Origin of the sequence: Tabrizicola sp., assembly GCF_030694085.1 — a bacterium.
GTDB lineage: Bacteria > Pseudomonadota > Alphaproteobacteria > Rhodobacterales > Rhodobacteraceae > Tabrizicola.
Genome location: NZ_JAUXZE010000039.1, coordinates 264698 through 279623 on the forward strand (window position 1 = coordinate 264698; position 14926 = coordinate 279623).

General features: G+C 64.5%; 10 protein-coding genes. 9 read left to right on the plus strand and 1 reads right to left on the minus strand.

The window, feature by feature from the left end; all coding sequences use genetic code 11:
• The first annotated feature begins 3 nt into the window (after positions 1 to 3).
• Genes tssE through tagF form a run of 9 tightly spaced genes read left to right on the plus strand, consistent with a single transcriptional unit; the run spans position 4 to position 12424 of the window.
• Complete coding sequence (gene tssE, locus Q8M85_RS10170; RefSeq protein ID WP_305543793.1) at positions 4 to 720, plus strand: type VI secretion system baseplate subunit TssE; 717 nt, start codon at positions 4 to 6, stop codon at positions 718 to 720.
• Positions 720 to 2585, plus strand: a complete 1866-nt coding sequence (gene tssF / locus Q8M85_RS10175) for a type VI secretion system baseplate subunit TssF (RefSeq protein ID WP_305543796.1) — start codon at positions 720 to 722, stop codon at positions 2583 to 2585. The genes tssE and tssF overlap by 1 nt, the downstream gene beginning before the upstream one ends.
• Positions 2549 to 3577, plus strand: a complete 1029-nt coding sequence (tssG, locus tag Q8M85_RS10180) for a type VI secretion system baseplate subunit TssG (protein ID WP_305543799.1) — start codon at positions 2549 to 2551, stop codon at positions 3575 to 3577. Before tssF ends, tssG begins: the two co-directional genes overlap by 37 nt.
• Positions 3574 to 5079, plus strand: coding sequence for a type VI secretion system-associated FHA domain protein TagH (gene tagH / locus Q8M85_RS10185; RefSeq protein ID WP_305543802.1), 1506 nt, complete (start codon positions 3574 to 3576; stop codon positions 5077 to 5079). Before tssG ends, tagH begins: the two co-directional genes overlap by 4 nt.
• Entirely contained in the window at positions 5069 to 5527 is a 459-nt protein-coding gene (gene tssJ, locus Q8M85_RS10190; RefSeq protein ID WP_305543804.1) for a type VI secretion system lipoprotein TssJ, read from the plus strand. The genes tagH and tssJ overlap by 11 nt, the downstream gene beginning before the upstream one ends.
• Before the next feature lie 33 nt (positions 5528 to 5560).
• Positions 5561 to 6892 carry a type VI secretion system baseplate subunit TssK gene (tssK, locus tag Q8M85_RS10195; protein WP_305543807.1) on the plus strand — a complete coding sequence of 444 codons (1332 nt, stop codon included), beginning with the start codon at positions 5561 to 5563 and terminating at the stop codon, positions 6890 to 6892.
• Positions 6889 to 8379: a type IVB secretion system protein IcmH/DotU gene (icmH, locus tag Q8M85_RS10200; RefSeq protein WP_305543810.1), complete on the plus strand. Its 1491-nt coding sequence runs from the start codon at positions 6889 to 6891 to the stop codon at positions 8377 to 8379. The genes tssK and icmH overlap by 4 nt, the downstream gene beginning before the upstream one ends.
• Complete coding sequence (tssM, locus tag Q8M85_RS10205) at positions 8379 to 11912, plus strand: type VI secretion system membrane subunit TssM (protein ID WP_305543813.1); 3534 nt, start codon at positions 8379 to 8381, stop codon at positions 11910 to 11912. The genes icmH and tssM overlap by 1 nt, the downstream gene beginning before the upstream one ends.
• Positions 11894 to 12424: a type VI secretion system-associated protein TagF gene (tagF, locus tag Q8M85_RS10210; RefSeq protein ID WP_305543815.1), complete on the plus strand. Its 531-nt coding sequence runs from the start codon at positions 11894 to 11896 to the stop codon at positions 12422 to 12424. Before tssM ends, tagF begins: the two co-directional genes overlap by 19 nt.
• A gap of 121 nt (positions 12425 to 12545) precedes the next feature.
• Here the strand turns inward: tagF and Q8M85_RS10215 are convergent, their stop codons facing one another.
• Complete coding sequence (locus Q8M85_RS10215) at positions 12546 to 14849, minus strand: type VI secretion system Vgr family protein (protein ID WP_305543818.1); 2304 nt, start codon at positions 14847 to 14849, stop codon at positions 12546 to 12548.
• Positions 14850 to 14926: the final 77 nt, after the last annotated feature.

Below are 14926 nucleotides of genomic sequence, written 5' to 3' on the forward strand. Positions count from 1 at the left end.
ACGATGTCTGATCCGACCCTGGCACCCCAGTCACGACGCGAGGCGGTCCAACCCAGCCTGTGGGACCGCCTTGTGGACGATCTGCCCGGGATCGTGTCGGAAACGGATCGGCAGCGATTGGATCTTGCGGCTCGGATCGGCGCCGACAAGGTTCAGGCCGTGCTTGTCGGCGGTGCGCGCGCGATCCAGGGGGACGCCAGTCTTGATGACCATACCCGGCGCGACCTGCATCTGTTCCTGACCCAGATGGCGCGCCGCGCCTTCCTGGAAGAACGTGGCATCGTCGTAAGCCCCGCAGTCCTGCGCGAGGCGGTCCGCCGCGACATCGAGGCGCTGTTCAACGTCGAGCGTTTCGAATCCGGCCTGCAGCTTTCGGATCTGGAACGGAAAGGTTATGAGACCCCCGAAGAGATGATCGCCGACTTTCCCCATGTCCGTCGGTCAGTTCTCAACTACGGCGTGCCCTCCTTTTCGGGGCGCAGCATCACGGACTTCGATCTTGCCGCCCTTGCCAAGGAGTTGCGCGAGGTGATTGCCGTCTTCGAGCCCCGGCTAAAGCGCGACAGCATCCGCGTGAAGGTCGCCCCTGGGGATCGGGCCGGAATGAAGATCGAGGTCGACGCGATGCTGTTGCTCTCGCCGGTTCCAGAGCGGCTGCGGTTGTCCACAATGGTCGACCTGGACAACGGACGCGCAACTACAGCGGTCGAGGACGGGTGATGGACCGCAATTTCCTAGCCTATTACGAAGACGAACTGGCCCATATCCGCGAGCTTGCGACAGAGTTTGCGGCACTTCATCCAACGGTGGCCCGCAACCTTTCGCTCGACTCGGTGCCGTGCCCCGATCCTTACGTTGAACGCCTGCTGGAGGGTGTCGCCTATCTTTCGGCCCGGACGCGGCTGAAGATCGATGCGGAAAGCAGCCGCTACGTCCGCAACTTGCTGGATGAGCTTTATCCCGACCTCGTCTGCCCCGCGCCTGCGATGACGATGGCCGTCCTGCACCCAGGCCCTCAGGTGCAGACCATGCTAGACGGCCACCTCGTGCAGCGCGGCACCCGGTCCATCGCTGCCTTCCGCGAGGGCATTGCCACCCGCGCCACCTATGCGACCGCGCAGGACGTGACGCTTTGGCCCATCGCGCTGGAGAAGGTGGACTATTTGCAGGACAAGGGCGCGATGAATTCAGCAGGCCTTGACCACGCAGAGGCCGAAGCCGCACTGCGCTTTACGCTGACCCGCGTCGGTCCCGGCTCTTTGGCCGAGCTTAGCCTCGACCGGCTTGACCTCTGGTTCGTGGGCGGCAGCCGGGGGGGGGCGATCTTCGACGCAATCTTCGGCCACGGCGCCCTTGCCATCGCCCGCGCGCCAAAGGGAAGATCCCTGTCGCTGAAAGGCCCCTCTCTTGTCGGCATCACCGACCGCGAAGGCCTGTTGCCCCGCGTCCGCCCTTCCTTCGAAGGCTACCGACTGATGCGGGAATATTTCCTGATGCCGGACCGTTTTCACTACCTGCGGCTTGACGGCCTTAACCCCGCACTTCGTGCGTGCACCACCGGCCCTTGCGAAGTCGTGGTCTACCTTGACGCCGCGCGCCCCGAGCTTTCGGACATCGCCGCCAAGGACTTCCGCCTTTTTGTCTCGCCGCTGGTCAACCTCTTCGAGAAAGAGTGCAACGTGATCGAGATCGACGGCCGGTCCGCCGCCCATGTCGTTCACGCCGACCGCACCCGACCGCGGGACTTCGAGATCTACCGCCTGTCGAATGTCGAGGACGCTGACAGCGACGGCCCCGAGGCCAGAGTCGAACCACTGTATTCGGTTGGTCAGCACCGCGGGTCCGGCCTTGTCTATACCACCGAACGCCGGCCACGTCGGCCAGGAGAGGACGAGATCAGACGCGGCCAGACCCGCACCAGTTACACGGGCGATGATCTGTTCCTGTCGATCGCGCGGCCTTCAGATGTGACGGTGACCAAAGCGATCCGCCGCCTGGACATTCGCGCGCTTTGCACCAACCGTGACCTGCCAATCCTGGACGACAGCCCGAAGCTTTCACTGGAAACCGGCGACCCGGTCGGGCGGATCGAACTGATCGCCCCCTTCCGCCGTCCGCGCTCTTCGGTCGCCGCGGCGCTGCCGAACATCGTGTCTGGCGGGGAAAGCCAGCTTGACGACCTTGCCTGGCGGCTGGTGGCGCAGCTGTCGCTCAACCACCTTTCCCTCGCCGAACCAGGCCAGGACGCAGAGCCACTGCGCGCCATGCTGGACCTTTACGCCGGGCGCGGAGACCCCGCGATGGCCCGGCACGCCCGGTCGATCACCCGCGTCCGATCGCGCCAGGTGGTCGAGCGCCTGGGTATTCCCGGCCCGATCTGCTTTGGCCACGGGGTCGAGATCACGCTGGACGTCGATGAGGCGACGATGGCTGGTGGCTCTACGCTCCTTCTGTCTGCACTTCTAAACCAGCTTTTCGCCCGGAACGCCGCGATAAACTCGTTCGTGCGGACGAAGACCCATCTCATGCAAAGACAGGAGGATGTGTCGTGGCCGATGACGCCGGGCAACCGCGCCCTGATCTGACCGGAGATGTGCCCGCCCCTGAAAGCATGGGCTTCTACGAGCTGCTGCGTCGGCTTGAGCGCGACCAGATCCGCTTTGGCCGGTCGGGCGGGCCGTCGAAGGAACCCGCCCGCCTTGGCCAGCGCGCGCGGCTCACATTCGGCACCCGGGACGTCGCCGGCTTCACCCCCGGCCCGCCACCAAAGGTCGATGTCGAGGTGCTGGGCCTTCTTGGCCCCGAGGGGGCGTTGCCGCTGCACATCACCCGCTGGGTGCTTAGCCGTTTGTCCGAACGCTGGTTCAGCGAAGGCACCGATGCCGCTTCGGACACGACATTTCTTGATTTCTGCAACCTCTTGCAGCACAGGATGCTGGCGCTTTACTGGCGCTCCTGGGCGGATGCCCGCCCCGAGGTGCAGATCGAACATGGTCCCGCAGGCCGGGTGCAGGCCCTGGTCGAGGCGCTGGCGGGGGTGGCCCTGCCCGGCACCAAGCCCAAGCTTTCCGACGCCCAGACCCGGCTGAAACTTCGCCACGCCACCGCACTGGGCCGTCAAGTCCACAGCGTCGAGCGACTGACAGCCTATCTGGGGGATGTGCTGGAGGCCCCTGTCAGCCTGGTCGAGTTCCTTGGCACCTGGACCCATATTCCGCCCCGCCTGCAGTCCCGCCTTGGTCGGCAGCATGCCCAGCTTGGCCGCTCTGCCGTGGTTGGCGCGCGCAGCTTCCAGCGCCAGACGCTGGTCGAGCTTCGGGTTGGCCCGCTGCCGCTGGCCCGCTTCACAGAATTCCTCGGCGACCCGGAGCTCATCGCGCGCCTGCGCCACGCGATCCGGCATGCGATGGGTCGAGAGCTTGAGTTCGACCTGCGCCTTATCCTGGCAAGGGACCAGATACCCGACACCCGACTGGGTCATAGCCAGCTTGGCCGAACGGCCTGGCTTTCGCCAAATCGCCAACAGGACGCCGACGACCTCCGCCTCTACAGCGTTGCGCAAGTGGAGGCTGCATGACCCTTCGCCTTGTGATCGAACACAGCCCCCACCCTCAGGACCGACGCGAGATGCGCCATCCCGGGGGCGAATTCTCCATCGGACGCGGGGCCGAATGTTCGTGGCAGTTGAACGACCCCGATATGTATGTGTCGCGCAAGCACTGCGTGATAACCGGCGAGGCGGGGCAGTTCATCGTGACCGACGCCAGCCGAGGCGGGCTTTTCATCGATGGCAAGGACCAACCGCTTGGCCCCGGCAATGCCGCTCGGCTGGAAACCGGGATGCGCCTGCGGCTTGGCGACACTGTGATCAAGGTCGAGATAGAGGCTGCCGCCCCGGCGGCCACGCCCCGTACTCAGGCCCCGGCGCAGCGGCAGATGACGCATGACGACTTCTTTTCGCAGGCCGTGGCTCCACCGTCGCCTGTCAATCGCCCGCAGGACCTCCCAACGCCTTTCGACACTGGTCCGACCGACGCCCGCCGCTACGACCCGGCGCCCGACCGTGCTGCACCACCGCCCTTGTTCGATGACCCTTTCACTCTTGACAGGTCTGTGGCCCCCCGCCCCGCGGGCAGCGTTCCCGAACCCATTGCCCCGCGCAAGGACGACTTCGGCTTCGGTTCGTTCTTCGACGAACCCAGTAGCCCGAAACCGTCAGAGCCCGTGTCAGCAGCGCCACCCCCTTCAACCGAGGACTGGTGGGCCATGCCGCCCCCTGCTCCTTCCACCGATCCGCCCCAACGGCCACCCGAGCCGCTAAACCTCGTTGCCGAGGCGCCCGGTGTAACGCCGGTCGCGGAACCGGCCGCATCTCCCGTCATCGACACCGAAAATCGCACCCGCCAGCGGGGCGACCCGGCCCCATCACCGGCGCAGGCCGCATCGCCAGTCGCCTCACCAGGAGCGGCCGCAGTCGCGCGCCCTGTCGGGTCCGATTCCGCCCTCCGAGATGCGTTCTTCCGCGGTCTCGGCCTTGACCCGTCTACCGTCACCGACCCGGAGGCCGAAATGGAGGCGATGGGTCAGCGATTCCGCCTGCTTGTGGAAGGCTTGATGCTGATGCTTCGGACCCGCGCCAAGGAAAAGCAGAACGCCCGCGTGGCGCAGACAGTGATCAGCAACTCTGACGTCAACCCGTTGAAATTCCTTGCATCCACCGACGAGGCCATTGCGGCGTTGGTCAGCCCAAAGGGCCCCGGCTACCTTGACCCCGACACCGCGATCAACGGTGCTTTCCGCGATCTTGCTGACCATCAGGTCCGGTCCTGGGTCGGTGTGCAGTCAGCGCTGCGCAGGATGATCGACAGGTTCGATCCGGCGGCAGTCGAGAAAGATCTTGAGGATTTGGGGATGCTCGAGTCCCTTCTTTCCGGTGGCCGCAACGCCAAGCTCTGGAAGGCCTATACCGACCGCTACAAGGACATCGCCCGCGCTGCCGAGGACAGGTTTCTGGGCGAAGTGGGCGCTGATTTCCGCACCGCATATGAAGGCAACAGGGAGAAGACCAATGACCAATGAGTTTCCACGCCGTGCCTTTCTGATCGGCGGCAGCGCCGTCCTGCTGGTGGCCTGCGCCCCCTCAGGCCCCGGATCGGTGACCATCGTTGCGCAAGGGGCGGCTGGGATGAACCCAGGCCCGGACGGAGCCGACCGACCCTTGACGCTTCAAGTTCTGCAACTGCGCGGCTCGGGCGCCTTCGACGGGGCAGATTTCTTCGGACTTCAGAACGCCTCGGCCACGCTGGGTGGTGATCTTGTCAAGGCCGACACGATAACGCTTGCGCCCGGTGGCAAGGTCACGAAGACCGTAGCACTTGAGGCGACGACCGCGATGATCGCCGTCGTCGCTGGGTTCCGCGACCCGGCGGGCAAGCAGTTCCGTGCGAAGTCCTCGGTCTCGCCGACCGACGCGGTCACCTTCGCGCTTGACGTGACCGCCAGCGGGATCAAGCTGACGCCGATGTGACCCCTTGGGTGCATGCAGGAGCAGGACAGAAGAATGAGCGACAAGAACAAGGTTGTCTGGTCCGAGGGGCTGTTCCTGCGCACCCAGCACCTGCAGCAGCAGGACCGCTATACCGAGGGTCTGGTGCGCGGCGCGCTTCAGGCCGCACCCATGCAGGCCTGGGGATTCCGGTCGCTGACGCTGGACAAGCCCGCACTGGATGCAGGCCGCGTCGCAATCGCCTCGGCCACGGGGATTTTCCCCGACGGGACGCCCTTCGCGATCCCCGACACCATGTCCGCCCCGGCCCCGGTGCCGATCAGGGTCGATATGGCCGGACTCGTGGCGCTGGCCATCCCAATCGAACGCCCCGGCGCCGCCACCATCGACCCTGCCCATGCCGACCCCGCAGGCTCGCGCTACCAAGGTGTGATCCAGACGGTCCGCGACGCTGTCCGGGGAGGTGCGGAACCCGAAGAGCTTGAGGTTGCCCGTCTGTCGGCGCGCCTGATCCTGCCGGGAGAGGACGCGGCGGGATATGTCGCTCTTCCCATCGCGCGGGTCGACGGTCTTCGCGCCGAAGGTTCGGTCGCCCTGTCCGAGGGCTACCTCGCCCCTGCCCTTTGCCTTGCCGCCAATCCCTGGTATGCGGGCCTTTCGCAAGAGGTTGTCACAGGCCTTGACCGCATCGCCGAGGCGCATGGCAAGCTGGTCCTTGGCGGCGCGGGCCGGTCGATCGAAAACCTGCTTCTTCTGGAACTCGCCAACTCTGCCCGCCCGCGGGTGGCGCACATGCTGGCGCAGAACCTGCACCACCCGTCGGAATTCTTCATGGAATTGGCGGGGCTTGCCGGACGGATGGCGACTTATGGCTCGTCCTCGCGTCGCCTTTCGGACCTTCCCGCCTACGACCACCTCGATCCACAACCGGCCTTCGCGGCCTTGGCCGACACGTTGCGTTCCTTGATGCTGTCGCTGCGGCACGTCGAGCCGAAGTCGCGCGCGCTTCAGGTCGCCCGCCACGCCCAGAACATCTGGAAAGTTCGCATCGACAACCCCGACCTCCTCAAGACCAGCCGCATCGTCCTGCGCATCGGGTCCGAGATGTCGGACGAGAGCCTCCGCCGCATCTTTGTCAGTCAGGCCACTGTTGGGGCCGCCGATGCCTTCGAGAAGCTGTGGAAATCCCGCCTGCCGGGGATTCCGCTGAAGCCGCTTCACTCCCAGCCGCGCGAGATCCCCTATGATGGCGAGCGACTGTGCCTGGAGCTTGACCAGAAGTCCGAACATTTTGTCCAGCTTGTCGACGCGCCCGGTTTCGTAATCGGCGTATCAGGGGCATTGGACCGTGAACCCGAAATAGACTGCTATGCCGTAAGCCGATGAGCGATCCAGACGATCCCTTTGGTCTTTCCAATGACGCCGGGCGCACCCGCATCCGGCCGGTGAAATCTGGCACGCCCGCCACCAGTCCGCAGCCTCCGACCTTTGGGGCCGAGCGGCCCCAGCCCCCGCAGGCTTATGGCGGGCAAGGTTCCGGCGGCCAGGACTACGGCGGTCAGTCTTCCTTTGGGCGGCAAGGCTACGGTAGCCAGTCCGGCAGCTTCGGCACCCCGCCGCAGGATTACGGCCAGCGCGCCCCGAAACCCCGCCTGACCCGCGCGAATCCCAACCCGCTGATCGTTGCCTTCGCCTCGCTTCTGGAACTCGCGCCCGAACTGGAGCGCGCCATGCCCCCGGCCAATGCGGAAGGCTTGCGGTTGCGGGTGCAGGAAAACCTGATCGACGCCCGCGACAGCGCTGTCGGCATGGGCGTCCCCATGACCCGCGCCAATCAGGCCGCCTGGTTCGTCGCCGCGCTGATCGACGACATCGCCCTGAACACCCCCTGGGGCGGTCATTCCAGCTGGCCGCATCAGCCCCTGGTCGTAGGTCTGTCGGGCGAAGTGGATGCCGGGACCAAGTTCTTCGATCGGCTGGAAGAGCTTCTGCGTTATCCCAACCGCGACCCGGAGATGCTGGAGCTGGGTTTCCACTGCCTGAACCTGGGTTTCCGCGGAAAATACCGGATCGATGGCCGCACAGGTGAAGCCGCCCTTCTTGCCATGCGTTCTGCTATTGCCCGTGCGATCCGCAACCCGGAAGCCGAAGCCGCAGAGCTTTCCCCCCACTGGAAGGGCGTCATCGCACCGGACGAAAAGCCGCGTTTCGCAGTGCCGCTCTGGACCATCGGCCTTGCTGCAGTCGCCGTCATCTCGGCGATCTACATCGGCCTCGGCATCCAGCTGTCCAACAAGTCCACACAGCTTTACGCGCTTGCCCGCCTGCTTCCGCCCCCAGAACGGGCCGAAATATTCCGCCCGGTCCGCACCAACGCCGAACCCGCCGCGCCCGAGATCAAGATCGAACCGGTGGTATTGGAACTTGTCCCCGCCTGTCTGGCGAAAGCCCCCACCGACACCGCCGCAGCCCTTTCGGGCCGCGACGATGTGGGCCTGGCCTACCTGACCCTGCGGGGGTCGAACCCCGAGGTGTTCCGCAGCGCCAAGGCCGACATCAATGACGTCTACGGCCCCCTCGTTGCCGCCTTGGCCCAGTGCATCACCGAAAACATAGAGGTCATCGGCAAGGTCACAGTGATTGGCCACACCGACAGCGTTCCGGTCCAGGCCTCAAACCCCTTCGCCTCGAACCAGGGGCTCTCCGAGGCCCGCGCCAAGACAATTGCCGACCTTCTGACCGCATCAGGAGTCCCGGTGGAGCTTCTGGCTGCCGAAGGGCGCGCGGACAGCGAACCCGTGGGCGACAACGGCACCAAAGTGGGCCGGGCCGAGAACCGCCGCATCGAGATCAAGATCGAGAAGAAGCTTTGATGAAATTCCTGAAAGCCATCTTCCGGTTCCTCTTCTCGCGCCGATTGTGGACGTTCATCGGTGTCGTCCTTCTTTGCGCGCTGATCTGGCTGTTCGGTCCGCTGGTGTCGGTCGGCGACATGGCCCCACTGGCCGATGACCTGGTGCGGATGATCGTCATCGCCGTCATCCTGATCTTCTGGCTCTTCTCCCTTCTTCTCGCGCAGTTGGGGGCCGCCAAGAAGAACCAACTTTTCGTCACCGAACTTGCCGCCCCCGAACGCCCCAAGGTCTCGCTCCCCGGCGAGGCCAACGTGGCCGAGATCAACACCAAGTTTGCCTCGGTCCTGACCGAAATGAAGCGCTCCAAGCTGGGCGGCAAGAAGTTCCTGCGTGACATGCCTTGGTACGTGATCATCGGCCCCCCCGGCAGCGGCAAGACCACCGCGCTGCGCCAGTCCGGCCTGCACTTCCCCATCGACCTGTCCGATGACCTGAAGGGCGTCGGCGGGACGCGAAACTGTGACTGGTTCTTCACCGAAGACGCTGTTCTGGTCGACACAGCCGGACGCTATGTCCAGCAACAAAGCGACCCCGAGATCGACTCGGCCGAGTGGCTTGGCTTCCTTGACATGCTGAAGAAGCACCGGGGAAAGCGGGCGCTTAACGGCGTGATCCTGACGCTTAGTCTAAAGGAACTCCTTGCCGGAGAAGCGGCGGTCCGCGAGCATGGCCGGGAAATCCGCAAACGCCTCGCCGAACTCCGCGAACGCCTGCAGATCCAGCTGCCGGTCTACCTGATGCTGACCAAGGTCGACCTCGTGCCCGGCTTTGAAGCGTTCTTTGGGTCGCTGCCTACCAAGGATCGCGAACAGGTTTGGGGCGCTACCTTGCCCACCGACGCCCGCATTGACCGCACCACCATCGAACGCGAGATGAAGGCGCTGCTGGCGAACCTGGAAACCCGCCTCACCTCGCGCATGGCCGAGGATGTACCTCTGGAGCAGCGGGCAGAGGTCTTCCGCTTCCCTGCCCAGGTCGAACGCCTGGAAGCGCCGCTCAAGATCCTCATCGACACCGTTTTCGGCGAAAGCCGGTATGAGGAAAGCCCCTGGCTGCGCGGCTTCTACCTGACCTCCGCGACCCAGGAAGGCTCGCCCATCGACCGACTGGTGGGCGAACTCGCCGGGTCCTTCGGACTGAACGCCGACAGCCAGACCCGTCGACCCTTCGGCGAGAAGCGCTCTTATTTCCTGCGCAACATGCTGACCGACCTCATCTTCCCTGAGGCCGGCCTTGGCACGTTCGATGCCGCCGCCGAGGAACGCCGGAAATGGATCTGGCGCGGCTCCATCGCCGGGGCGTCCCTGGTCACGCTCCTTGCAGGTCTCTTGTTCCTGTTCAGTTTCCTGCGCTATTCCGGCGGCATCGACGATCAGGAGCGTCTGCTGGCCGACCTTTCCGGCCGCCTGGCCAACGTGGCCGCCCGTCAGGCCCCGACCGACCCGCTGGACCTGGAACTGGCGCTGGAAGGCGTGACCGAAGTCAGGGCAGCCGCGACCGACGTCCCGACCTCGCCCCTGACCTACATCGGCCCCACTGCGCGGTCGGAACTGGCCGAGGCGCAGCGCATCGCCTATGACCGCAGCCTGCGCAACATCCTGGACCCCCGGATGGTGGCGGTCCTGGAAGCGACGATGTGGCGCCAGATCCGCGACCCGGAATACCTTCTGGGCGCGCTGAAGGTCTATTACATGATGACCGGACTTGCTCCCTACGACCGCGACTTCGCGGCCCAATGGTGGCAGGACCAGCTGCCGCTTCACTCTCCCATTGACCCCTTCCCGACCGAGGCCGCGCTGGAACACCAGCTGGCAGCTATCGACCGCATGGGATCGGAAGAACAGAAGATCGCGCCCGACACCGCTCTCGTCCAGCAGGCGCTGCAATCCATCTGCACCATCCCGCTGGCCGCCCGCGCCTATTCCGCGCTGATCTCCGACCCCGCAGTCACCGCTCTGCCGGAATGGATCCCGGCGGAAAAGGCAGGCCCCAACGCTATCCGAGTTCTGACCCGGATCTCGGAAAGGACCCTCCGCGTCGGTCTGCCCGGAGCGTTCACCTACACTGGTTTCCACACCACCGTCCTTCCCCTGATCCCCGAGGTCGCCGCAACTGCCGCCCTGGACCAGCAGGTCTTTGCCGGCGGCTGCGCCGAAAGCTCCGACGCCTCGGTCGCTACGTTGGAGGCCGACATCCTCAAACTCTACCAGGACGATTTCATCGCCCAGTGGAACGGCTTTCTGCGTGATATCCGCCTGGCACCGATCACAGACCTGCCCACTGCCACCGCGAACATGAAGGACCTCGCCAGCCCGGACAGCACCCTCCGCCGTCTCGTCCGCGCCGTGGTGGACGAGGTCGACCTGACCCGGGTTATCCCCGAAGAGGAAGGCGCGAACACTGACGCGCTGGCCAAGAAGGCGGTCTCCAAGCTGGGCAAGGTCGGCAAGCTTCTGAAGGCGGGCAGCAAGCTTGCCACTTCCACCGGCGGAACTGCGGACGGCCCGCCCCCCGGCACCGACATCGCCCTTCAATTCGCACCGCTCAAGGCTGCGATCGAGGAAGTCGATGGCCTGCCGCCGCTACTGGACGATGTCGGCCTGCAACTCGACGGTCTGGCCAAGGAACTGGCCAGCGCGATGAACTCGCCTGACCCCGAAGCGACCCTGCTTGCCCGCGGCGGCCTGGGAGAGCTGACCGGGGCCGTCGCCAATGCCGCCAAGGCGCTGCCTGATCCGCTGGATGACTGGGTCGCGGGCATCGCCGGCGACACCATCGCCGTAACGCGGGACGCGGTGATCTCTCAGCTTAACGACCGCTGGCGCGCCGATGTCTACGACTTCTGCATCAAGGCAACCCAGGGCCGCTATCCCTTCGACGAAGGCTCTGCCATCGATGTCAACGTCGCCGACTTCCGCGAGCTTTTCGCCCCCGGCGCGCGGATCGACAAGTTCGTCACAGACAATCTGCTTCCGTACATCGACACCACGGTGAAGCCCTGGGCATGGCGCGCCGACTTCGGCCTAGATGGCGCACTCCTTGCGCCGTTCGAGCGCGCGCGCTCGATCCGCGACGGCCTGTTCCCGGGCGGCTCCGGCCCGGTCATGGCCTTCACGCTGGAGGCGAAGGATCTGACCCCAAATGCCGCCTCGGTGACCCTGAACGTCGACGGCCAGGTCCTGACCTATCTCAATGCCGCAACCCGCCCGATGCCGATGACCTGGCCCGGACCTGACGGCACCAACCTGATCTCGCTGTCCTTCCAGCCCGCCGACGGAACCGGGGAATTACTGACCTCGGAAACCGGGTCATGGGCCTGGCTGCGGCTGATCCGCAAGGGCCGTCTCTCCGGTACATCGCTGCCAGAAGTCTTCAACCTCAGTCTGGGCCTTTCGGGCTTCTCTGCCGCGTTCGAGCTGCGCGCGGCCTCGGTGGACAACCCCTTCGACCTGAAGATGTTCGGCAATTTCAAATGTCCGACGAAGTTCTGACGCCTCAGAACGACGCGCAGCGTCCCGTCGCCGGCATCTTCGGCAAGCTTCCCGCGACGGGCGATTTCGTTTGGCGCGGACTGCCCGAGGCTTTCCGCAAGCACTGGGACTTCTGGCTCACCCGCCACATCGCCCACCTCCAGCGCCACGGCCACAGCTTTCCGTCCGGCGGTCTTCGCTTCCGTCTACCCTCGGGCGGTCGCCTTGCCGCCGGCGTGATCCTGCCCAGCCGCGACAAGGCGGGACGGCACTTCCCGCTCTCACTTCTCCTGCTCGCCGATGGCGACCTCGCACCTGCGCAGATCGATCCCTGGTGCGACGCCGCACTCGCGCTTCACCCCGAGACCCTAACGCCGGACGCTCTGTGGCAGGCTCTTGACGCCCTGCCTTCACCGCACACCATCGCCGCGGCCAGTGGTCCGATGCAACTCTGGACTCCGGGCCAGCCCCCTGTCGCCACGGATGCCACCACCCCCGAGAGTGTACTCCGGCAACTTCTCGGCACCGGATAAGCCTTTCACATTTGCCAAAATATCCCCGCCGGAGGCCAGCCGAGCGGTTTTGCGTCCTTCACGCAAAACCGCGAGACAAGAGGCTTGCGCGGCACGCGCTCAATTCCCGAACGGCCCGAACCTAGTTCTGGTTGATCTTCGCGCCCTTCATGGTGATGTTCCCGTCCGCCTTGGCATTGATCTTGCCCGAACCCGCCAGGCTTATGTCCTTGCCCTTGATGGTGATTGTCCCGTCCTTCTTCATCGTCACCTGGGCATCGCCGCATTTCAGGGTGATCTCGTCGGCCACATCCAGGATGAACGTCTTGCCGACCTTTATCCCCATGTCCTTACCAACGTTGACCATTTCGGCATTGGCGATGTCCGTTGCCCGCCCCTTGCCGATTTTCAGCGCCACGTCGCCCGATACGTTTTCGGTCTGGTTTCCCCCCACCGTCATCGACTCGTCAGCGCCCACCGCCACCGACCGGTTCGCCCCGATGGTCCAGCTGTCGTCGGACCCGATGGAATGGCTTTGCGACGCCCCCACCGTCACGTCGCGCGAGGCGCCTATGGTCATAGATTGCGCCGCCCCGATGGTTCGGGTCTCCGATGCCCCCACGCTGTCCACCCGCGCAGCACCCACGGTGATTGTCTGAGCGACCGCCACGGTCTGGCTGTGGTTCAGCCCGATCGTCTCACTCGAGTTCGACCCGATGCTGATCGTCTCGTTCGAGCCGACCGTCAGCGCCCGGTTGACGCCCACCGTCTCGGTATCGTTGTTGCCGATGCTGGTGGTCTGGTCATGCCCCACCGTCACCGACTTGTCGTTGCCGACCGTTTCGGTCCGGTCGTGACCAATATCCTGCGTTGCATCGTGGCCCACATCCTCGGCGAAGTCGTTGCCGATGGTGCGGGTTTCGTTGTTCTTGATCAGCTCGTTGTGGTCCTTCTCGGCCTGGAAGTAGACCTCCTCGGCGCCCTTCTTGTCCTCGAACCGCATCTCGTTCCAGCCGCCCCCGCCAGGAGAGGAGTTAGACTTCCACCCCGACTGTGTGGCGTTCGAGGGAAGCCCATAGGGCGGCATCTGTGCGGCGTTGTAGACCCGCCCGGTGATGATAGGCTTGTCCGGGTCACCTTCCAGAAAGTCGACGATCACTTCCTGCCCGATCCGCGGGATCTGGATGAACCCCCAGCCTGACCCGGCCCAGACTGAACTGACCCGGACGAAGCAGCTGGAGTTTTCATCCTTTCCACCCAGCCGGTCCCAGTGGAACTGAACCTTCACCCGGGCATATTCGTCGGTGAAGATCTCCTCGCCTGACGGACCCACTACAACCGCCGTCTGCGGGCCTGACATCTGCGGCTTCGGCGTGCGGCGTTCCGGCCGGAAGGCCAGGCTCAGGGGCTGCAACATCAGCCGAACATGAAACCCCTCGCCCTCTCGATCCCCGCCCGAGCGAAAAAGCGCATCCCACATCACATAGTCCGAGCGGAGCACCAGATACTTGACGTTGTCCGCTTCGCGATCAAACTCTTCCAGCTGAAAGCTGACGCCGGACCAAAGTCCGCGCACAGTTCCCGTTGCTTCGACCCGCACATATGGGGCCTGCGCTTCCTCCAGCCGGATCGCGGACAAGGGTTCGCCCGCGCCGACCTCGATATAATCGCCGGAATAGTGGTAGAGTTCACCCTTCGCCGCCTCGTGCGACTTAGGCGCGTCGGATTTGGTCATCAGATCGGTCGCAGGTTTCTTGAAGTCGTAATCGGTGTGAACATAGCTCCCTGACCGGACAGAGGCGCGGGGCAGAAGCGTCATGATCACGTCCGCTTCGTCCGTAACTGTCCCCGGCGCGCCACGGAATTTCACCGTGTCGAACGCCTTGGCGTCCTTAACGCTCGCATTGGCATCGGACAGGACGAGGGTGTGTTCGCCATCGGCATGGTCGAAGTGATAGAAGATCCCCTCGTGTTCCATCAGCCGTTGCACGAAATTCAGGTCGCTCTCGCGGTACTGCACGCAATAGTCGCGCGGCGGATAGGACTTCTTCAACCGCTTCTCGACCTTCACATGGGCATGCGGCTTGAACACCTCTTCAATGATCTCGACCACGCTTTTCTTCTGGAAGATCCGGTTGTCGCTGCGCGTGGTCAGGAACCACAGCCAGGGCCGCAGCACCGCGCGGTAATGCGCGTAGTCCTCGCGCAGCTCCAGAAAGGCGAATTCGGCGACGATGCCGTGGAAGAATCGATTTGTACTGTCGGTGCGCAGAGTGATCGTCACAGGGGTACCGAGCAAGTCCTCGGCCTTGACGTTGATGTCCTTGCTGACCAGTCCCAAGTCGTAACGAAAGCACTGGCTGACCTCGTCGAAACCCTCCATCTGGGAAAACATGAGCGTGTCGCCAAGCGCCGTGCTGACCAAGATGTTGCGACCGTCAGCCATGCTGATCTCTCCTGTCCGAAAGGTTCGTCAAATCGGGTAACGAGGCAAATGCCCCATCACTCTAGCTGAAATTGAAA